Origin of the sequence: Micromonospora sp. NPDC023888, assembly GCF_040639415.1 — a bacterium.
Lineage (GTDB): Bacteria > Actinomycetota > Actinomycetes > Mycobacteriales > Micromonosporaceae > Micromonospora.
Genome location: NZ_JBEZZW010000002.1, coordinates 217,064 through 235,752 on the forward strand (window position 1 = coordinate 217,064; position 18,689 = coordinate 235,752).

21 protein-coding genes are annotated in these 18,689 nt (G+C 70.7%); 14 read left to right on the forward strand and 7 right to left on the reverse strand.

Annotated features, from left to right (window positions below; translation table 11 throughout):
- Positions 1-7 precede the first annotated feature (7 nt).
- Positions 8-1,369: a serine hydrolase gene (locus AB0F61_RS02495; RefSeq protein WP_357802540.1), complete on the reverse strand. Its 1,362-nt coding sequence runs from the start codon at positions 1,367-1,369 to the stop codon at positions 8-10.
- A gap of 156 nt (positions 1,370-1,525) precedes the next feature.
- Here AB0F61_RS02495 and AB0F61_RS02500 point away from each other — a divergent pair, with 156 nt between their 5' ends.
- Positions 1,526-1,810, forward strand: a complete 285-nt coding sequence (locus AB0F61_RS02500; RefSeq protein ID WP_357802542.1) for an antibiotic biosynthesis monooxygenase — start codon at positions 1,526-1,528, stop codon at positions 1,808-1,810.
- Positions 1,811-1,818: 8 nt separating this feature from the next.
- Here the strand turns inward: AB0F61_RS02500 and AB0F61_RS02505 are convergent, their stop codons facing one another.
- Positions 1,819-3,345 carry an SLC13 family permease gene (locus tag AB0F61_RS02505; RefSeq protein ID WP_357802543.1) on the reverse strand — a complete coding sequence of 509 codons (1,527 nt, stop codon included), beginning with the start codon at positions 3,343-3,345 and terminating at the stop codon, positions 1,819-1,821.
- Between the two features lie 52 nt (positions 3,346-3,397).
- Entirely contained in the window at positions 3,398-4,951 is a 1,554-nt protein-coding gene (locus AB0F61_RS02510) for a gluconokinase (RefSeq protein ID WP_357802545.1), read from the reverse strand.
- Positions 4,952-5,200: 249 nt separating this feature from the next.
- On the opposite strand from AB0F61_RS02510, the gene AB0F61_RS02515 reads away from it, so the two are divergent.
- The 9 genes from AB0F61_RS02515 (at position 5,201) to AB0F61_RS02555 (ending at position 12,038) form a co-directional block, all read left to right on the forward strand.
- Positions 5,201-6,343, forward strand: coding sequence for a hypothetical protein (locus tag AB0F61_RS02515; RefSeq protein WP_357802547.1), 1,143 nt, complete (start codon positions 5,201-5,203; stop codon positions 6,341-6,343).
- 45 nt (positions 6,344-6,388) lie between these two features.
- Positions 6,389-6,928, forward strand: coding sequence for a hypothetical protein (locus tag AB0F61_RS02520; RefSeq protein ID WP_357802549.1), 540 nt, complete (start codon positions 6,389-6,391; stop codon positions 6,926-6,928).
- Positions 6,929-6,986: 58 nt separating this feature from the next.
- Entirely contained in the window at positions 6,987-8,261 is a 1,275-nt protein-coding gene (locus tag AB0F61_RS02525; RefSeq protein ID WP_357802550.1) for an RNA polymerase sigma factor, read from the forward strand.
- A gap of 108 nt (positions 8,262-8,369) precedes the next feature.
- On the forward strand, positions 8,370-9,044 hold the full coding sequence (locus tag AB0F61_RS02530) for a DUF998 domain-containing protein (RefSeq protein ID WP_357802552.1): 675 nt from the start codon (positions 8,370-8,372) through the stop codon (positions 9,042-9,044).
- 33 nt (positions 9,045-9,077) lie between these two features.
- A complete protein-coding gene (locus AB0F61_RS02535) occupies positions 9,078-9,458 on the forward strand; it encodes a YciI family protein (RefSeq protein WP_357802554.1) in 381 nt (126 codons plus the stop codon).
- A 126-nt stretch (positions 9,459-9,584) separates the two neighbouring features.
- Positions 9,585-9,911, forward strand: coding sequence for a metalloregulator ArsR/SmtB family transcription factor (locus tag AB0F61_RS02540; RefSeq protein ID WP_357802743.1), 327 nt, complete (start codon positions 9,585-9,587; stop codon positions 9,909-9,911).
- Between the two features lie 47 nt (positions 9,912-9,958).
- Positions 9,959-10,348: an arsenate reductase ArsC gene (locus AB0F61_RS02545; protein ID WP_357802555.1), complete on the forward strand. Its 390-nt coding sequence runs from the start codon at positions 9,959-9,961 to the stop codon at positions 10,346-10,348.
- Positions 10,329-10,721: a VOC family protein gene (locus tag AB0F61_RS02550; protein ID WP_357802557.1), complete on the forward strand. Its 393-nt coding sequence runs from the start codon at positions 10,329-10,331 to the stop codon at positions 10,719-10,721. The genes AB0F61_RS02545 and AB0F61_RS02550 overlap by 20 nt, the downstream gene beginning before the upstream one ends.
- A 90-nt stretch (positions 10,722-10,811) precedes the next feature.
- Positions 10,812-12,038, forward strand: coding sequence for a hypothetical protein (locus tag AB0F61_RS02555; RefSeq protein ID WP_357802559.1), 1,227 nt, complete (start codon positions 10,812-10,814; stop codon positions 12,036-12,038).
- A 55-nt stretch (positions 12,039-12,093) separates the two neighbouring features.
- On the opposite strand, the gene AB0F61_RS02560 is transcribed toward AB0F61_RS02555, so the two are convergent.
- Positions 12,094-12,531 carry a VOC family protein gene (locus tag AB0F61_RS02560; RefSeq protein WP_357802560.1) on the reverse strand — a complete coding sequence of 146 codons (438 nt, stop codon included), beginning with the start codon at positions 12,529-12,531 and terminating at the stop codon, positions 12,094-12,096.
- A gap of 219 nt (positions 12,532-12,750) precedes the next feature.
- On the opposite strand from AB0F61_RS02560, the gene AB0F61_RS02565 reads away from it, so the two are divergent.
- The 4 genes from AB0F61_RS02565 to AB0F61_RS02580 all read left to right on the forward strand — a co-directional run bounded on the left by AB0F61_RS02565 (position 12,751) and on the right by AB0F61_RS02580 (position 17,015).
- Positions 12,751-13,863, forward strand: a complete 1,113-nt coding sequence (locus AB0F61_RS02565) for a ricin-type beta-trefoil lectin domain protein (protein ID WP_357802562.1) — start codon at positions 12,751-12,753, stop codon at positions 13,861-13,863.
- Positions 13,860-15,098: a cellulose binding domain-containing protein gene (locus AB0F61_RS02570; protein ID WP_357802564.1), complete on the forward strand. Its 1,239-nt coding sequence runs from the start codon at positions 13,860-13,862 to the stop codon at positions 15,096-15,098. The genes AB0F61_RS02565 and AB0F61_RS02570 overlap by 4 nt, the downstream gene beginning before the upstream one ends.
- A 328-nt stretch (positions 15,099-15,426) precedes the next feature.
- Positions 15,427-16,200, forward strand: coding sequence for an alpha/beta hydrolase (locus tag AB0F61_RS02575; RefSeq protein WP_357802565.1), 774 nt, complete (start codon positions 15,427-15,429; stop codon positions 16,198-16,200).
- A 71-nt stretch (positions 16,201-16,271) separates the two neighbouring features.
- Positions 16,272-17,015: an LPXTG cell wall anchor domain-containing protein gene (locus AB0F61_RS02580; RefSeq protein WP_357802567.1), complete on the forward strand. Its 744-nt coding sequence runs from the start codon at positions 16,272-16,274 to the stop codon at positions 17,013-17,015.
- Positions 17,016-17,109: 94 nt separating this feature from the next.
- Here the strand turns inward: AB0F61_RS02580 and AB0F61_RS02585 are convergent, their stop codons facing one another.
- The 3 genes from AB0F61_RS02585 to AB0F61_RS02595 all read right to left on the reverse strand — a co-directional run bounded on the left by AB0F61_RS02585 (position 17,110) and on the right by AB0F61_RS02595 (position 18,436).
- Positions 17,110-17,298: a hypothetical protein gene (locus AB0F61_RS02585; protein ID WP_357802568.1), complete on the reverse strand. Its 189-nt coding sequence runs from the start codon at positions 17,296-17,298 to the stop codon at positions 17,110-17,112.
- 4 nt (positions 17,299-17,302) lie between these two features.
- A complete protein-coding gene (locus tag AB0F61_RS02590) occupies positions 17,303-17,815 on the reverse strand; it encodes a macro domain-containing protein (RefSeq protein ID WP_357802569.1) in 513 nt (170 codons plus the stop codon).
- A 102-nt stretch (positions 17,816-17,917) separates the two neighbouring features.
- Entirely contained in the window at positions 17,918-18,436 is a 519-nt protein-coding gene (locus AB0F61_RS02595) for a flavoprotein (RefSeq protein WP_357802571.1), read from the reverse strand.
- Positions 18,437-18,689: the final 253 nt, after the last annotated feature.

Consider the following 18,689-nt stretch of genomic DNA (forward strand, 5'->3'; position numbering starts at 1 on the left):
CGTCCGGTCACTCCTCGACCGCGCCGGCGGTGGGGGTGACCAGGAAGTCGTAGACGGTGCGGGCCATCCGGCGGACCGTCTCGTCGCCGCTGGGCATCGGCCCGGCGGTGAGGAACGCGACGGCGGTCTCGGTGCCGGGGATCAGGTAGTAGCCGACGTCGTGGGAGGCGTCCGGCAGGTCGCCGGTCTTGTGGGCCACCGGCACCCCGGGTGGCAGCGCCGCCGGGATCTTGGTGTTGAGGGTCTGTTCCCGCATGAAGCCGATCATCAGGTCGCGGGAGGCGGGGGTGAGGATCTCGCCGTCCCAGACCGCGCCGAGCAGGGACACCACGTCGTCCGGGCTTGTGTAGTTCTCCTCGCCGCGCTGCGCCGCCGCGCTGTCGAGCATCCGGCGGGCCAGGATGGTGGACCGCTGGTTCATCGAGTCGACAAGCGCGTTGACCGGGGCGAACCCGCCGAGGTACGTGATCAGCACGTTCGCGGCGACGTTGTCGCTGTATTTGATCAGGTACTGGGCGAGTCGATGCAGGGTGACCACCTGCGGGAACGTCTCGAACTGGAGCTGGCCGGTGCCACCGACCACGTCCTGCGGGGTGACCAGCACGCCGTCGTCGAGCGCGACCTGTCCACAGTCGACCCTCCGGAGCAGCTCGACGAGGATCCACAGTTTGATCACGCTGGCGGCCTTGGGGCGCAGCGCGCCGTTGACGGCGATCTGCTGGTCGCCGTACCGGCCGGACAGGTCGCGGACGGTGACTCCGGCCGGGTTGAGGCTCGCGTCGGCGACCACCCGGGCGAGCTGCCCGCTGAGCGGGAACAGCCGGGCTCCCGCGACCGGGTCGGTGGGCGGCTGCGGGCTGGTGACCACCACTCCGGTCAGCTCGACCGGCGGGCGGTGCCGTGGGATCACCTCCAGCGTGCCCTCGCTGCGGCCCGTCAACGGCACCCGGTAGCGGTAGGCCGTGCCCCCGACGACGACCGCGCCGCTTGCCACCCCGGCGGCGACGAGCATGCCCGGGTCGGCGACCCGGCCGGTGTCACCGGCGCAGGCCCGGTAGCGCACGGTGTGCCCGAGCGAGTCCACCGCGAACACGCCACCGGGGAACGACAACCAGGACACCTCGCTTGTCGGTGCCCGCTCCGGCGTCGGCTCGACACCTGGCTCATGGCTCTGCCCGCCGCCCGGCGCGACTCCGTACCCCGGCTCGGCCTGCTGCGCGGGGTCCGCGCCGGGTCCGGGGCCGTCCGCGGTGGCCGGCCCGGTGGTGGCGAGCATGGCGAGCGCGACCGTCGCCGCCAGCCCTCTGCGGGGTACGCGGACAGACCTCGCCAGTCGGGAAGATGAGGGCTTCTTGTCGCTTTTTCTCACGTTTGCACGATATGAAGCGCCAGGGGCCGGTGCGACAAGCGAGACCGGCGTCACCCGTCTGGGCGAGGATGTCCTTGCGGGCATGATGACCCACAGGCATCAAGATGACTCACAGGCATCACCCTCATCAATCACACCGGCCCCTGGAGACCCCCCATGTTGATCATCGCAGGCAGTTTGCAGGTCGAGCCGACCGCACGCGAGGCGTACCTGGCCGGCTGCGAACAGGTCATCACGCAGGCACGCGCCGCCGCCGGTTGCCTCGACTTCCTGCTCGCGGCGGACCCGCTGGAGCCCGGCCGGATCCACGTCTACGAACGCTGGGAGTCCGCAGAGCAGTTGGCGGCCTTCCGCGGCTCCGGGGAGAGTGACGCGCAGGAGGCGGCCATCCTCGACGCCGACGTGCGGCGCTACCTGATCGCCGGCGTCGAGGCACCCTGACCCGGTCGCTACAGCAGCAGGTCGAGCAGGAGCACGCCGAGGAAACCGACCACGGAGATGATCGTCTCCATCAACGACCAGCTCTTGAGGGTCTGCCCCACGGTCAGTCCGAAGTACTCCTTCACCAGCCAGAACCCGGCGTCGTTGACGTGCGACAGGAACAGCGACCCGCAGCCGATCGCCAGCGCCAGCAGGGCCACCTCTGGTTTGTCCAGGCTCGCCGCGAGGGGTGCCACGATGCCCGCCGCGGTGATGGTCGCGACGGTCGCCGAGCCGGTCGCGACGCGGATGCCGACCGCGACGAGCCAGCCCAGCAACAGCGGCGACAGGCTGGCGTCCTTGGCCGCGTCGGCGACCAGGTTGCCCACCCCGGCGTCCACCAGCACCTGCTTGAACCCGCCGCCGGCCGCCACGATCAGCAGGATGCCGGCGATCGGCGGCAGCGAACCGCCGATCACCGAGGAGACCTGGGATCGGCTGAACCCGGCCTGGTAGCCGAGCGTGAACATCGCCAGGATCACCCCGGCGAGCAGCGCCACGATCGGCGTGCCGACGATGTCGAGCGTCTTGCGGCCGGCGGTGCCCTCGTCCAGGGTCAGCTCGCCGATCGCCCGCAGCAGCATCAGCACCACCGGCAGCAGCACGGTGATCACCGCCGGCCAGAACGCCGGGGTCCGCCGGGCGGTCTCCGTGCCGCTGTCGTCCACCGGCTCACCCGGTCGTCCGCCGCCCGGGTTGACCAGGTCGTCGTCGGTGAGCAGGTCACCGTCCACATCGCGCGGTGCCGCCGTCCCGGTGGTCCGGCCCGGGTCCCGGCGGGTCGGCAGCAGCGCGGCGGGCGCCGTCGCCGGCACGTACCGGGCGATGAACGTGCCGAACACCGGCCCGGAGATGATCACCGTGGGGATCGCCACCAGCAGGCCCAGCCCGAGCGTCAGCCCCAGGTCGGCGTTGAGCGAGGAGATCGCCACCAGCGGCCCGGGATGCGGCGGGACGAGGCCGTGCAGCACCGACAGACCGGCAAGCGCCGGAATCCCGATCTTCATCAGCGGCACGTCGGTCCGCATCGAGACGAGCAGCACGATCGGCACCAGCAGCACCACGCCGACCTCGAAGAAGAGCGGCAACCCGATGAGCGCCGCCACCCCGGCCATCGCCCACGGCAACGCCCGGCCGGAGACCCGGCCGACGGTCCGGTTGACGATGCCGTCGGCGCCGCCGGACTCGGCGAGCAGACCACCGATCATCGCGCCGAGGGCGATCAACAGCCCGACACCGCCGGCGGTGGAGCCCACCCCGGCGGTGAACGAGGTGATCATCTTGTCGGGTGCGACGCTGGCGGCCACGCCCAGCACCGCCGCGCCGAGGATCAGCGACAGGAACGGGTGCACCTTCGCCCAGGCGATCAGCAGCACCACGGCGGCGATGCCGAGCAGGGCGGCGATGACGAGCTGGGTGTCACCGGCGGTGGTCACCGGTTCGGCAGGTGCGGCGAGGGCGGTCAGCGGGTCGGCCAGGGCGGGGGATGGTGGCACGGGGATCACGACCTTCGGTGAGGGGTCGGCCCGGGGCGGGCCGGCCGAAGGGTCACATCGGGGGTCCGGTGGCGGGTTCGGTCTCCGCGGGCAGGCCGGGCGCCAGCCGGCGGATCGAGGTGAACGTGGGCGTCAGCGCGTCGTACAGCTCGGCGAAGAGGGGCAGCAGTGCCGCGTACGTGGCGGCAGCGGCCGGGTCGGGGCGGATCGTCTCCTCGATCCGGACGAGGTCGGCGGCGACGTCGATGCTGGGGATCAGGCCGAGCGCCTGCATGCCGAGCAGCGCCGCGCCGAAGCTCGACCCCTCGTGCCCGGCCGGGAAACTCACCGGCAGGCCGAGCACGTCGGCGAGCATCTGCCGCCACAGGCCGCTGCGGGCGAAGCCACCACCGGCACGGATCTCGCGGACCTCGTTGCCGGCCGCCCGTACCGAGCTGAGCACCAGGGCGAGCTGCTGGCAGACCCCCTCCAGCGCGGCACGGATGAGATGCTCGCGGCGGTGGCTGTGGGTCAATCCCACGTACGCGCCGCGCGGCAACGCGCTCCAGTGTGGTGCCCGTTCGCTGTGCAGGTACGGCAGCATGATGAGCCCACCCGAACCGGCCGGTGCGCGGGCGGCCAGGGCGACCAGGTCCTCTTCGGAGTGCTCACCCAGATCCGGGGCGAGCGCCTCGCCGGCCCACTTGAGGACGATGCCACCGTTGTTGATCGCACCGCCGACCGCCCAGCGGTGCTCGGTGAGCGCGTAGCAGAACACCCCGCCGAGCGGGTCCACGCCGGGCCGCTCCACCATCACCCGCATCGCGCCGCTGGTGCCGATCGAGCAGGCCACCATGCCGGGGTGCACCGCCCCCAGGCCCAGGTTGGCGAGTGGCCCGTCACCGGCACCGACCACGACCGGGGTGCGCTCCGGCAGGCCGGTGGTGGCCGCGGCCTGCGGGGTGAGGCCGGGCAGCACGGCGGTGGTGGCCACCAGTTGGGGCAGTTGCTCCTCGGTGATGCCGGCGATGGCCAGCGCCTCGCTGTCCCATTCCAGTCGGTGGATGTCCAGCAGGCCGCTGGCCGAGGCGATCGAGTGGTCGGTGACGAGCGCGTCGCAGAGTCGCAGCAGCACCCAGTCCTTGATGCCCACCCAGTGCGCGACGCGCTCGAAGAGTTTCGGCTCCTGCTCGGCGAACCAGAGCAGCTTGGGCAGCGGCGACATCGGATGCATCGGCGTGCCGGTGCGCCGGTGCAGGGCCAACCCGGACGGGACGGCCCGCAGCCGTTCGGCCTGCTGGGTCGAGCGTGAGTCGGCCCAGGTCACCGATGCGGTGAGCGGGTTGCCGTCGGGGTCGAGCCCGATCAGGCTGTGCATGGCGGAGCTGAACGACAGGCCGGCCACCGGCTGGACCAGCTCGGCCACGACCACGCTCACCGACTTGAGCACCGCGTCGAGGATGAGGTGCGGGTCCTGCTCGGCGTAGCCGGGTTGCGGGTCGTCCAGCGGGTAGCCGACCGAGTGGCTGCCGAGCTGCCGCCCGTCGGTGTCGTACGCGACGGCCTTGGTGCTCGTGGTGCCGATGTCGACGCCGATGACCACGCCGGCCCGGGTGTCCTGCGGCATGACGCTCGCCCCCCTTCCGACGGCGGTGCGGCGGCAACGCCGACCCGGCTGCGGCTGACGTTACCGAGACAGCGACCGCCCCGCACGACACGCGCACAGGAGAACCGTCGGCGCGGCAGTATCGGCTAATCGTGCGGTTTCATCCGCCGATCGGACATTTTGCCCGTTCCGGCGTTTCCGGGTGCCACGCCGCGCCTGTTGAACGAGGAGACACCCAGATTTGGTGGCCTACGCGGCGAAGGAGTCGGCGTGGCAAAGACTGATTCGACGGGTTCGACCTGGCGGTACCGGTGGGCGCACCGGCAGAACGTGCGGCGGGTCAGCACGTACCGGGGCGCCGAGACGGCCTGGCGGCGACGCGACGACGAGTTGCGGCGACTACGCGCCCTCGCCGCCGACTTCCAGGGCTCCGCCGCCGCCGGCGACGGCCTGCCCCTGGAGTTGGCCGCCGACGAGGTGGTGCTCTGGGTGCTGCCCGCCGCGCAACTGGTCGAGGTGCGGCACACTCCGGTGCTGCCCGCCCCGGATCTCACGGTCGCCGTGCCGGCCGGGCCGCTGCGCCCGCGCCGCCCGGACGGCGTACGCGTGACCGACGCCGGCATGGCCGTGATCACCAGCCGCCGCCTGGTGCTGCTCGGCGGACGCGGCCGGCGCGAGTGGGCGTACGGCCGGATGACCGGTCTGGTCCACGACCCCGCGTCGCCGGTCACGCTGATCCAGGTGCTCGACCGGCGGCCGACCGCCGGGTTGCTGCTGCCCACCGACGCGGCGCCGGACTTCCGGTTCAAGCTGACCCTGGCCTTCGCCGACGCGATCGAACAGCGCGCCGCGGTGCTCGCCCAGCTCGACGAGCTGATCGCCGAACACGCCCAGCTCAAGCCGTTCCGGCCGGCTGCGGCCACCCCGGGGCAGGCCCGGCTCACGGCGTTCGTCCCCGGTGGTCGCCGGACCATCGCGGTGGCCGCCGCCCTGGCGTTGCTGGTGCCGGCGGCGCTCATCGAGTCGGATCCGTCCGACCCGACCGGTGGCCCGGAGGTCGCCGCCGCCGCCACCCCCAGCGGCCAGCCCGTGCTGGTCCGCCCGGCGGCCCCGGCCCTCACCCGCGTCACCCCACCACCGGCGAAGCCGACGAGGTCGCCACGCCCGGCGCCCAGCACGACCGGCGACACGCTCTGCGGGGCGCCGGAGAACCCGCTGGGGTACGGCTTCTGCGGCGGCACCCGGATCCGTCGGCCCGCCGCCGAGGTGTGCGACTGGTTCGACTGCGTGCCACAGTTCTGGGCCGGACGGGGTTACCTCGTGCAGTGTCGCGACGGTTCGGTGAGCCTGGCCGGCGGCAGGGCCAACGTCTGCGGCGAGCACCGCGGCGTACGGCGAACGATCACGAAATGACCGATTTGGTCATTAACGTCTGCTTCGATCGGCCACAATTGCCGAGTGGAGATCAGGTCTGACGATGGCGCGCGGGTGCGGATACGCCCCGTCGGCTACCAGCCTGGCATCGACCCGCCCGACGACCCCGACCGGGCCGCACCCGGGTGGCACGACTGGCTGCTCATCGAGGTGGACGCCCGCACCGCAGACGGCCAGACCTGGTCGCACCACTACCCGAGCCTGATGGTCGAGGAGGCCCGCGCGTTCGGCGGCTGGCTGCGCGGGCAGGCCACCTCGGCGCTCGAATCGAACGCGCCACCGGCGATCGTCAGTTTCACCGAACCCAACCTGGCCCTGCGCTCCCGGGTGCTCCGTCGCCGCCGGCTGGAGCTGATCGTGGAGTTCTCCGCCGAGTCGCTGCCGCCGTGGATGCGCCGCCCGTCCGGCGCGATCTACCCGTTGATCCTCACCGTCTCCGCGGACGCCCTCGCCGCCGCCGCCGAACAGTGGGCCGAGCACCTCGGGGCGTACCCGCCGCGGACCCGGTCGAGGTTCCCCGCCGAGGACCCCAGGTCGGTCCACCACCCGCGCCGCGCCGGCTGAAAGGTCCACCGGGCGCGGTCCTTGTGGAGCTCGTGTCGCAGTGCTCTGATGTGCGGTCATGGGGGTCGAGCAGGTCCACCGCACGGTGGAGGCGGTGTGGCGCATCGAATCCGGGCGGGTCGTCGCCGCCCTGGCCGGGCTGGTACGCGACGTCGGCTGGGCTGAGGAGTTGGCCCAGGACGCCCTGGTCGCCGCGCTGGAGCAGTGGCCGCGCGACGGCGTACCGGCCAACCCGGGCGCGTGGCTGACCACCGTCGGCAAACGACGGGCGATCGACGCGCTGCGCCGGCGGAGCCTGCTGGAACGCCGGGTGGCCGACCTCGGGCGCGACCTCGACGACGAGCAGTTCACCCCCGACTTCGATGCCGCGTTCGAGGAACGCATCGACGACGACCTGCTGCGGCTGGTGTTCACCGCCTGTCACCCGCTGCTCTCACCGCAGTCGCGGGCGGCGCTGACCCTGCGGGTGCTGGGCGGGCTCAAGACCGAGGAGATCGCTCGGGCGTTCCTGGTGTCGGAGACCACCGTCGCGCAGCGCATCACCCGGGCCAAGAAGACGCTCGCCGAGGCGAAGGTGCCGTTCGAGGTGCCCGGCGTGGCCGAGCGCGGCGAACGGCTCGCCTCCGTGCTGGAGGTCATCTACCTGATCTTCAACGAGGGCTACTCCGCGACGGCCGGCGACGACTGGATGCGCCCGGCGCTCTGCGCGGACGCGCTGCGACTGGCCCGCCTCGTGCAGGAGCTGATGCCCGAGGAGCCGGAGGTGCACGGGCTGGCCGCGCTGCTGGAGATCCAGGCGTCGCGTACCGCCGCCCGGGTCGACGCCGACGGTGAGCCGATTCTGCTACTCGAACAGGACCGGGGGCGCTGGGACCGGCTGCTGATCCGCCGCGGCCTCACCGCCCTGGGTCGGGCGAGAGCGGCGAACGGCCCGCCCGGCCCGTACACCCTCCAGGCGGAGATCGCGGCCTGCCATGCGCGGGCGCTCACCCCCCAGGAGACCGACTGGGCGCGCATCGCCGCCGGGTACGCGGAGCTGGCCCGGGTCGTACCCTCGCCGGTCGTGCAGCTGAACCGGGCCGTCGCGGTCTCCTTCGCGCACGGCCCGGCCGCCGGTCTGGAACTGGCCCAGGCGCTCGCCGACGAGCCGGCGCTGGCTGGCTACCACCTGCTGCCCAGCGTGCTCGGTGACCTGCTGGCCAAACTGGGCCGCCACGACGAGGCGCGCGCCGAGTTCGAACGGGCCGCCGATCTGACCGGCAACGAACGCGAACGCGCGCTGCTGCGCGCCCGTGCGGCCGACTGCGCCCGTGGGACCACGCCAACCCGCTGAAAAATTCTTGGACTGTCATGTCGTATCCCGCCCCGGCCGCTCGACGCGTCAGCGAAAGCCGGCTCGCACCGGCACGCGGGACCGGCCGGCAGAGACAAGGAGAGCGACATGACGACGACGGCGAACGTGACGAGCGCGGGGTCCGCGGTGGCGGGCGTCGACTCCCGGCGTACGACGACCAGGGCGCTGTTGGCCGGCGGAGCCGCCGCCGGCCCGCTGTTCCTGGTGGTGGCCGCCGCCCAGGTGCTCACCCGCGACGGGTTCGACCTGAGCCGGCAGCCGCTCAGCCTGCTGGCCCTGGGCGACCTGGGGTGGATCCAGATCGCCAACTTCGTGCTGACCGGGCTGCTGGCAGTGGCCGGCGCGGTCGGGCTGCGCCGGACGCTGCGGGGTGAGCCGGGTGGAACGTGGGGGCCGGCGTTGGTCGCCGTGCACGGCCTCGGTCTGGTCATCGGCGGGGTACTGGTCTCCGACCCCAGCATGGGCTGGCCGACCGGTGCACCGCAGGGCGCGCCCGACACGCTGAGCTGGCACGCCATCGGTCACGGTGTCGGCGCGGGACTGGCCTTCGGCTCGCTGCCCATCGCCTGCCTGGTCTTCGCCCGCACCTGGTGGCGGGCCGGGCAGCGCGGTTGGGCCGCCTTCTCGCTGGGCAGTGCCCTGGCCGTCGTCGCGATCCTGGCCTGGCCCGACCAGGGCAGCCTGAGCGTCCGGATGGCGCTCGCCTGCGTCGTCACCTTCGGCTGGCTCACCGCGCTCTGCACGCGACCGTTCATCCGCTGACCCGTACTCAACGATCACGAGAGGACTGCACCGATGCGCTACATGATGATGCACAAGCTCGACGAGAACCTGCCAGGAGTGTTCAACCCGAGCCCGGAGTTCGTGGCCCGGATGGAAGGTTTCATGAAGGAGGTCGCGCAGGCCGGGATCCTGGTCGCCGCCGAGGGGCTCTGCCCGACCGTCACGGACGCCACCCGGATCACCGTGAGCGGCGGCACGACCACCGTCACCGACGGGCCGTTCACCGAGACCAAGGAACTGATCGCCGGGTTCGCGCTTGTGGACGTGCGCTCCCACGAGGAGGCCGTGGAGTGGGGGCGACGGTTCGTCGACGTCTTCACCGAGACGTTCGGTGACGTGGAGGTGGACATCCGCCGGGTCTACGAGGCTCCCGAGTCCGGCCAGCCGGGCTGACCCTCGTCGCGCCGCCGCCCGGATCACCGGGCGGCGGCGAACCGAATGCGCCCGGCACGTCACCGACCTGCCCACGCCCGGCTATCCCTATTGCATCAAATCAGTTTGATGTAATCTGCGGCTGTGATGCATGAGGCAGCCGGCATCGCGCCGCCCGGGTTCGTGACCGCCGTCGGGCACCCGGTGCGGTGGCGGCTGATCAGCGAGCTGGCCCACAGTGACCTCGCCGTGCACGAGCTGACGGCGCTCCTCGGCCAACCTCAGAGCCTCGTCTCGTATCACCTCGGCAAACTGCGCACTGCCGAGTTGGTGACCGCGCGGCGCAGCAGCGCGACGGCCGCGACACCTACTACTCGCTCGCCCTGGCCCACTGCCGCGACCTGCTGTCCGGCACCGGCGCGGCCCTGCACCCCGGGCTCCGGCTCACTGCGCCCACGCCGGCCACCGCGGTGACCGGGCGAGTGCTGTTCCTGTGCACGGGCAACAGTTCACGTTCCCAGATGGCCGAAGCGCTGCTGCGGCAACGCACCGCCGGTGCCGTGGCGGCCTACAGCGCCGGAAGCCGACCCAAGCCGGTCCATCCGCACGCGACAAGCACCATGGCGGCACGCGGCATCGACCTGACCAAGGCGCTGCCCAAACACCTGGACGAGTTCACCGGTCAGCGGTTCGACGTAGTGATCACCTTGTGCGACCGGGTCAAGGAAGTCTGCCCCGAGTTCCTCGACCATCCCCGGCTCGTGCACTGGAGCATCCCGGACCCGGCCGCCGACCCCGACGGGTTGCCCGCCTTCGAGCGGGTCGCCGACGACCTCGCCCACCGCATCAGTTTCCTGCTGCACACGCTCTCCGCTTCCGAGAGAAGGCATCATGACCAGCCCCATCGATGACACCGTCAGCGTGCGCTACCTCGTTGATGACGTCGCCGCCGCGATCGACTTCTACACCACCCACCTCGGGTTCACCTCGATCACCACGTTCCTGCCCGCGTTCGCCGACGTCCGGCGCGGCAACCTGCGGCTGCTGCTGTCCGGCCCGGCCAGCTCCGCGGGCCGGTCCATGCCCGACGGACGCCGTCCACACCCCGGCGGCTGGAACCGCGTCCACCTGATCGTCGCCGACATCGGCGCGGAGGTCGCCCGGCTGCGGGACGCCGGGGTCGACTTCCGCAGCGACGTCGTCACCGGTCCGGGCGGCCAGCAGATCGTCCTGGACGACCCGGCCGGCAACCCCGTCGAACTCTTCCAGCCCGCCCCCGCCTGATCTGTCCGTCAATTCTCTCCTTTCGGGCGCAACGGGATGCATCGATCGTGGTCGCGTTCCCTGTCACGTACGTGAGCGGTTGTACCGCGTGTGACCGTGACCTCTCTGGCCTGCGCCCCCTGGCGGATCGCCTGGGCCGAGCGCGAGAACGAGCGCCGGCAGCGCGCGTACCGCGCCGCCACCGACGCCTGGCTGCGCCGCGACGCCCACCTGGCCCGGCTCCGCATCGAAGCCGCCGGCTTCCTCGGGTGTACGCAGCCCCGCACCGGCCTGCCCGTTGACCTCGACCACGACGAACTCGTCTTCCGCGTCCTCCCCGTCGCCACCCTCGTGGAGGCCGAGGCGCGGCACGCCCCCGGCCTGCCCACCCCGGGTCCCTGCGACTTCGCCGACACCGTTCACGAAGCGCTGCCAGCGGGCCTGCGGGTGCTCGACACCGGGATGGCCGTCGTGACAAGCCGCCGCGTGGCCTTCTCCGGCCGCGAGCACCGGCGCGAGTGGCGGTACGCGGACCTGGTCGGCCCCGCGCACCACCCCGACGTGCCGGTCACCCTGCTGCCCGACCACTGTCGACTCTCCGGGCTGCTGGTCCCGGCCACCGCCGTGGTGAACTTCCGCTTCTATCTGACCCTCGCGGTTGCCGACGATCGTGCCGCCGTCACCGCGCAGGTGGACGCGCTGCTGGCCGCGCACCGGGACGCCCGGCCCGCGCCTCCTCTGCCGGTGGAACCCGACGACGCACCGCTGACGGCGGTACGCCCCGACCGCCGGGCGCTGGGCGCTGCCGCCGTCGCGACAGTGGTCTTCGCGACGCTGGGCCCCGGCGCCGTGGGACCACAGCAGGCCGACCCCCTGCGACGGGCGGAAGCGGCGACCATCGCGACGGTCGAGCCGACCGTGCGGAACACCGCTGTGATCGGCTCGCTGCGGGCACCCTTCGTTCTTGTCGCACCGCCGAGCCCGAGCATGCCCGCCCGTCCGGCCGAGCCGGCACGACCTCCGGCGGCCGGTCCGCCGCAGCTCGCCGCGCCGGTCCCGTCCGCCGTTGTGGCGGCTGCTCCGGTTCCGGTCGTCGAGCCGGTTCCGAACAGCGAGCCGGTACCGTCAAGCGCGCCGGCGCTGTCCGGCGCTCCCGTCCCGTCGGCAAGCGCGACGCCGGCGCCCACTCCGACGCCTGCCGATCCGCCCACGGCGGCCCGTCCGGCCGCACCGTCGCCCTCGCCAACCGCGACGCCCGATCCCGCGCTGTTGACGGCGTGCCTGGACCTCCTGCTGCCGCTCGTGGACCGACTGCTCTGCCCGTCGACCGGGCCGTGATCTCGGGCCGTTGCCGTCCCGGGACTGCGGCTCGGCCTCCGCGGCTGCGGTTGGGTCAGGTCGTGGTGCCGAAGTCGGGGAGGGTGAGGGAGCCGTCCGGGCCGAGCGTGAAGCCGGGGTTCCAGGCGATCTCCCAGACGTGCCCGTCCGGGTCGGCGAAGTAGCCGGCGTAGCCGCCGTAGAACGTCTCCCGCGCCGGCTGGGTCACCTCGGCGCCGGCCTTGCCCGCGGTGGCCATCACCTCGTCGACCTCCGCCCGTGAGCGGACGTTCTGGGCCAGGGTCATTCCGCCGAAGCCGCCGGTGTCCGGGTTGGGTACGCCCGCGTCGGCGGCCAGCTTGTCCCGGCTCCACAGCACCAGGGCCAGGCCGCCGGCCTGGAAGAAGACGGTCTCCTCGACCTCCTGGCCCGGCCAGCCGAGGTGCTCGTAGAAGGCTTTGGCGCGCGCCAGGTCCGAGACGCCGAGAGTGATCAGACTGATCCGCTGCTCCATCCTCGTAACCTAACGCCCGGATCGGTCGAGGGGCGCGGGAGAGGTAGACCAGATCAATCCGAGGAATCTACACTCTTCTCTGTTAACGCTCACACTCGTCCCAGTGCTGAGGCAGTGACGCCATGCCGATGTGACGATCGGCGCCCGCCGGCTGCCCCTGGTGGCCCGACCGGCCGGCCATGCCCTGGGTCAGCTCGACCAACCCCAGGGGAGAAAGCTATGCGAACGAGGGCACGATGGCTCGCGACGCTCGCCGCGCTCGGTGTCGTCATCGCCGGAGTGGTGACACCCACCGGTCCGGCCAACGCGGAATCCAACGGCGGGGTACGGGTGATGCCGCTCGGCGACTCCATCACCGAGGGCACCCAGGTGCCGGGCGGGTACCGCATCGGGCTCTGGCAGCGTCTCGCCACCGCCCGGTACACGGTGGACTTCGTCGGATCGCAGTTCAACGGGCCGGCCAGCCTGGGCGACCACGACCACCAGGGGCATCCCGGCTGGCGTATCGACCAGATCGACGCGAACATCGTCGGCTGGCTGAACACCCAACGACCGCAGACCGTCCTGCTGCACATCGGCACCAACGACATCCTGCAGAACTACAACGTGAGCACCGCGCCCAACCGGCTCTCCACCCTGATCGACAAGATCACCACCACCGTGCCCACCGCCGAGGTGTTCGTGGCGCAGCTCATCCCGCTCTCCAACAGCGGCCAGGAGGCGGCCAACCGCACCTTCAACGCGGCGATCCCCGGCATCGTCCAGAGCAAGGTGAACGCCGGCAAGCGGGTGCACCTGGTCGACATGCACAGCGCTCTCACCACCGCCGACCTGATCGACGGCGTCCACCCCACCGCCGGCGGCTACGACAAGATGGCCGCCCGCTGGTACAGCGCGTTGCAGTCGGTGCCGGGCAGCATCGGCAACCCGGGCAGCGGCGGCGGACAGACCACCACGATCGTGGGCACCCGGTCCGGCAGGTGTATCGACGTCCCCGGCTACTCCACCACCAACAGCACCCAGGTGCAGCTGTGGGACTGCCACGGCGGCACGAACCAGCAGTGGACCTACACGTCGAGCAAGACGCTCACCGTCTACGGCAACAAGTGCCTCGACGCCGCCGGCAACGGCACCTCCGCGGGCACCCAGGTCACCATCTACGACTGCCACGGCGGGACGAACCAGCAGTGGAACGTCAACGCGAACGGCACCATCACCGGAGTGCAGTCCGGCCTCTGCCTGGACCCGTACAACCAGGGCACCGCCAACGGCACGAAGATCGTCCTCTGGACCTGCACCGGCCAGGCCAACCAGCAGTGGAGCCGCAGATGAGGCAGCCAACACGATGGCTGGCGACCGCGCTCGCGGTGGTCCTCGGCCTGGCGGTGGCGACAACGACCCGGGACGCGGCAGTCGCCGACAGCCCGTACCAACGGGGTCCCGATCCGACCCCGGCCAGCGTCGCCGCCACCCGCGGCCCGTTCGCCACGACGCAGGCGACAGTGCCCGCCGGCAACGGCTTCAACGGCGGGTACGTCTACTACCCGACCGACACCAGCCAGGGCACCTGGGGCGCGGTAGCGATCGTTCCCGGCTACTCCGCCCTGTTCGCCAACGAGGAAGCCTGGATGGGCCCCTGGCTGGCGTCCTTCGGGTTCGTGGTGATCGGCATCGAGACCAACAGCCGCACCGACGGCGCCGACGCCCGCGCCACCCAGCTACTCGCCGCACTCGACTACCTCACCCGAACCAGCCCGATCCGCAACCGGGTCGACGCCAACCGGCTGGGCGTGATGGGCCACTCGGCGGGCGGGGCGGGAACCCTCCTCGCCGCCCTCCGGCGGCCGACCCTGAAGGCGGCGGTCGGCCTCGCACCCGGTACGCCCGGCAACAACCTGAACATGTCCACCACCCAGGTCCCCACCATGCTCCTGTCCGGGCAGAACGACGGCACGGTCACGCCCTCCTACGTGCAGGGCATCTACAACACGCTGCCCGCCGGCGTGGAACACGCCTGGGCGGAACTGGCCGGCAACGACCACCTCTCGTTCACCAGGCCGAACGCCACCGAGATGCGACTCCTGATCCCCTGGCTCAAGACGTTCTTGGACAACGACACCCGCTACACCCAGTTCCTCTGCCCACTCGCGGACAGCACAGGCGTTTCGCGGTACAACGCCACCTGCCCCCTGGTGCCGCCGGACGGGCCGACGGCACCACCCACGTCCACGCCGCCAACCACGGGTACGCCAACCACGCCACCACCCTCCGGCGCCCCCTGCACCGCGACCTACCGCACCGTCAACGCCTGGTCCGGCGGCTTCCAGGGTGAGGTGACAGTGACCGCCGGCACCGCCGCCATCAACGGATGGACCGTCAGGTGGGAGCAGAACAACGGGCAGAGCATCAGCCAAGTCTGGAGCGGCACCCTGAGCACCAGTGGCTCCACCGCGACCGTCCGGAACGTCTCCTACAACGGCTCACTCGCCGCCGGGGCAGCGACGAGCTTCGGCTTCCTCAGCTCCGGTACGCCAGCCACCACATCACCGACCTGCGCAAGCCCGTGACCAGCCATAGGTCGTGAACGCCGCGCCGCCCCGTCGTGTCCGTGCGCGGATTTCCGGCCGGACCCGACCCTGCGGTGGCCCGGCCCGGTGTAGGCGCGCGAAGCCGTAGTCGGAGAGGGGGCGGGCACTGCGCGCGGTGCGTTGGCCGTCGGGCTCGGGCGGCGTGTCGCGCCCGAGCGGTCCTGTCGTTGTGAGCGGTATACCCGTGAGTCATATTGATGACTCACAGGTATACCGCCTATTGAGATGACGGCGGTCCGACGACAGGTGAGTCGCGGTCCTGCGGCTCGGAGCGGAGCCACCGGTCGTTGATCTAACGTCTGAGGTCATGCGTAGGTTCTTCACGGTTGGCGGTCGAAGGCTCTCGTACCTGGACTTTGGCGGTTCGGGTGCTCCGCTCCTGGCTCTGCACGGGCACTACAACGAGGCGTCGGCCTTCACGCCGCTGGCCGAGGCGTTGTCGCCGCAGTGGCGGGTGATCGCGCTCGATCAGCGCGGGCATGGAGCATCCGACCGTGCCGAGAGCTATGAGCGGGACGATTATGTTGCCGACGTCGCCGCCTTCCACCGGCATCTGGAAGTCGGCCCTGCGGTGGTGCTGGGGCACTCACTCGGCGGCGTGAACGCCTACCAGTACGCGAGCCGGCACGCGGATCGCGTCACCGCGCTGATTGTCGAGGACATCGGCGCGGTCGTGGACTCCGACTGGTCGTTCACCACCGCCCTTCCTCGCCGCGCGCCATCTCGCGATGCGCTGGCCTCGGCCCTGGGTACGGCGGCTCCCTATCTGGAATGCTCCTTCCGCCAGTCGAAGGACGGCTGGGGCTTCTCGTTCGACATTGATGACACGGTGGCGTCCCAGAAGGCGCTCAACGGTGACCACTGGACGGACTGGACATCGGTGACCTGCCCAACCCTGCTGATCCGCGGGACACGTAGTGACGAACTGGCGGCCACTCACGCTCGCGAGATGATCGTCCGTCGTGCCGGCCAGGCTCATCTTGTCGAGCTGCCAGCAGGTCACGTTGTGCATCACGACGCTCAAGCGCAGTTCGCCGCTGCTGTCAGTGCCTTTCTGTCCGAACCCCACAAGATGCTCTAGATGGCGGCTGCTTCTCTGCCCGCTACCTGTAGCATCTCCATGTTTTGATCTACACGGGGAGGAAGACGCACATGCGATGGAAGATTCCGGCCGGTGCCCTGGTGGCACTGGCCTTCTTGATTCCGGCGGCACCGGCGGTGGCTCAAGCCCAGTCGCCCGGGCTGAACGCGGCCTGCCAGACGGTCGAGCGCAAGGTGTACAAGGATTTCCGCGAGCTTGTCACCATCGACCTGGACACCGCCACGGATCCACAGATGCGCTCGTTGGTCGTCGTTCTCCTGGACGAAGCAATCGAAGAGAAGCTGTCCGTTATGCCGGTCGTCCTTCAGCAGCGGGTGCGGGGGGGCACCCCGGAGGAGCTCCGCGATTACCTCAAGACGCTCGTCGGTCAGGACGGACACGGCGCTCCGGATTTGCAGGAACGCTGGGTGACGGATCTGCGGATCGTGGTGGGCCAGACGATGACGGGCGCTGGTGCCAACGTGAAGGCAGCCGCGCAGAAGGTCCTCGACGAGGAAGCCGTCGAGGCCTACCTGGCTTACCTGAACGACGGCCTGTACGCCGCACGTGCGCTGGACTGCGCGTCTCAGCCGACGGCGACCCCGACGTCTCAGCCCACCACGACGCCGAGCGCCACGCCGACCGCCGTACCGACCCCTGCCTCCTCCACCACCGCGGCCGGCGGCGACGGTGGCGGGCTGCCGGTGACCGGTGCCCAAACCGCGACCATGGTCGGCATTGGCGGTGCGCTGCTGCTCCTCGGCGGCGCGGTCTACGTGATCGGACGCCGACGCCGGGCACGCTTCGTCGCATAGCGCCAACTCGACGCGCCCGGCTCGATGCTTCATCGGGCAGGGCGCGTTCGGCGCTCCTGGTTCAGCGGCTCTCCACGGGTGTGCCGTGGAAGGCTCAAGCGGCGATCGCCCGGGCGGTCGCGTACACATCGGCGGGCAGGGCATGGTGGAGCTGCCACAGGATGCGCATGGGCCGCTCCCCGGTGTGCGAGTCGTACGTCATGGTGCCGGCGTACAGGTAGGGCGGCGCGCCCAGGTCCCGGTCGGCCAGGTGCTCATAGACGCCCCGCTCAAGATCCGTCATTAGGTCACGTAACTCTCTCGGTAGTTGTACTGCCGTTCGCCACGCTGTGGGAGCTGTCGCTCGCACTTCCCGGTGGGAACACCAGCACCCGTACATCCGGGAGGGCAGCGAAGGCCCGTTCTATCAATGGTCGGATCTCGTCCCAGTCGAGACCGCCGTTACCGCAGCCCAGCGCCGGCACTGCTACCGAGGAGATTCCGTGTGCGCGTACAACGCGGACGAGGTCAAGGAGACCGGCCTGCACATCTGCGACCTTCGAGCTGGTACGCCAGTGGCCCTTCGTCGGAAAGTTGATCACGTAGCGGCCTGGTCCTGGGCGAGCCGAATCAAATAGGAACATCTGTCCAAGTTTGATCTCTTTGGCGGCGCATGCTGTCCGGTAGGCGGCGTAGTTCGCTGGGTAGGCGCGCTTGAACTGGAGGGCGATCCCCTTGCCCATTACGCCCACGGTGTTGACAGCGTTGACTAGAGCCTCGGCATCAGCGGTCATCAGGTTGCCGTGCGCGGCGATGATCATGTGTGTGCCTTCCCCTCTGGTAATTCTTAGTACCAGTTGGGCCTGACATTCGCGGCGATGATGCCATCGACATCGACATCGACATCGGCGGGTGGAACGCCCTCAAGATCGTCGAGACGACTTCAGCGCCTCGATGACACCACCCCAACGTTCCGGCCCGTGCGCTGGGTTCAGCGGCTTCCCGTCGGCAACGACAATGCCGGCAGCGCGCAGCACCGCCACGTGACCTTCGTACGACGGATGCGCAGCCAGTTCGGCCTTGACGTGCGGGAAGGCAAAGATCGGTAGGCCCGCACCCAGCGACTCGTTGAGTACGCCGAGTGCCAAGGTGTCGTTGATGCCCAACGCCCACTTCGTCATCGTGTTGAACGTGACCGGCGCGGCCACCACCACGTCGGCTGGTGGGTGCGGCTCGGGGTCGCCGGGCATCCGCCATTCGACGCGTACGAGATAGCCGGTCTTGTCTTGCAGAGCCGCCCGGTCGAGCCACGGCGCGGCGGTCGGGCTGACGATCATGCACACCCGCCATCCGTCGGCGATCAGCAGGTCCACCAGCTCGTCGATGTTTTCGGCCGGACCTGCGGCGCAGACGACCAGATACAGCACCGGGCGTTCCGTCATGATCGCAGTCTGCCGAGTCGCACGGCATGCGGTCCAGTGGATACGAATTGAGCGGTCAACGCACTTTCAGAACCTGACCCGGTGGCGGACGCGTCCGTCACGAGCCACGGTGTGAGGTTGCGCTCGAAGGCGTCAACTGCCGACTGACGTGACCGAACGGCTCAGCGACGGTCGGACGCGGTCCCCGGAAGAGGGTGATGCCTGTGAGTCATCAAGATGACTCACAGGCATCACGGGCGTCAGGACATTGCCG

Excerpts from the sequence above, each read along its gene's own strand:
- AB0F61_RS02565 (WP_357802562.1), top strand. The coding sequence starts at position 12,751 with ATGCGAACGAGGGCACGATGGCTCGCGACGCTCGCCGCGCTCGGTGTC.
- AB0F61_RS02545 (WP_357802555.1), top strand. The coding sequence starts at position 9,959 with ATGGCCGAAGCGCTGCTGCGGCAACGCACCGCCGGTGCCGTGGCGGCC.
- AB0F61_RS02510 (WP_357802545.1), bottom strand. The coding sequence starts at position 4,951 with ATGCCGCAGGACACCCGGGCCGGCGTGGTCATCGGCGTCGACATCGGC.
- AB0F61_RS02500 (WP_357802542.1), top strand. The coding sequence starts at position 1,526 with ATGTTGATCATCGCAGGCAGTTTGCAGGTCGAGCCGACCGCACGCGAG.
- AB0F61_RS02535 (WP_357802554.1), top strand. The coding sequence starts at position 9,078 with ATGCGCTACATGATGATGCACAAGCTCGACGAGAACCTGCCAGGAGTG.
- AB0F61_RS02570 (WP_357802564.1), top strand. The coding sequence starts at position 13,860 with ATGAGGCAGCCAACACGATGGCTGGCGACCGCGCTCGCGGTGGTCCTC.
- AB0F61_RS02585 (WP_357802568.1), bottom strand. The coding sequence starts at position 17,298 with ATGACGGATCTTGAGCGGGGCGTCTATGAGCACCTGGCCGACCGGGAC.
- AB0F61_RS02525 (WP_357802550.1), top strand. The coding sequence starts at position 6,987 with ATGGGGGTCGAGCAGGTCCACCGCACGGTGGAGGCGGTGTGGCGCATC.
- AB0F61_RS02575 (WP_357802565.1), top strand. The coding sequence starts at position 15,427 with ATGCGTAGGTTCTTCACGGTTGGCGGTCGAAGGCTCTCGTACCTGGAC.
- AB0F61_RS02530 (WP_357802552.1), top strand. The coding sequence starts at position 8,370 with ATGACGACGACGGCGAACGTGACGAGCGCGGGGTCCGCGGTGGCGGGC.
- AB0F61_RS02550 (WP_357802557.1), top strand. The coding sequence starts at position 10,329 with ATGACCAGCCCCATCGATGACACCGTCAGCGTGCGCTACCTCGTTGAT.
- AB0F61_RS02580 (WP_357802567.1), top strand. The coding sequence starts at position 16,272 with ATGCGATGGAAGATTCCGGCCGGTGCCCTGGTGGCACTGGCCTTCTTG.
- AB0F61_RS02560 (WP_357802560.1), bottom strand. The coding sequence starts at position 12,531 with ATGGAGCAGCGGATCAGTCTGATCACTCTCGGCGTCTCGGACCTGGCG.
- AB0F61_RS02540 (WP_357802743.1), top strand. The coding sequence starts at position 9,585 with ATGCATGAGGCAGCCGGCATCGCGCCGCCCGGGTTCGTGACCGCCGTC.
- AB0F61_RS02595 (WP_357802571.1), bottom strand. The coding sequence starts at position 18,436 with ATGACGGAACGCCCGGTGCTGTATCTGGTCGTCTGCGCCGCAGGTCCG.
- AB0F61_RS02590 (WP_357802569.1), bottom strand. The coding sequence starts at position 17,815 with ATGATCATCGCCGCGCACGGCAACCTGATGACCGCTGATGCCGAGGCT.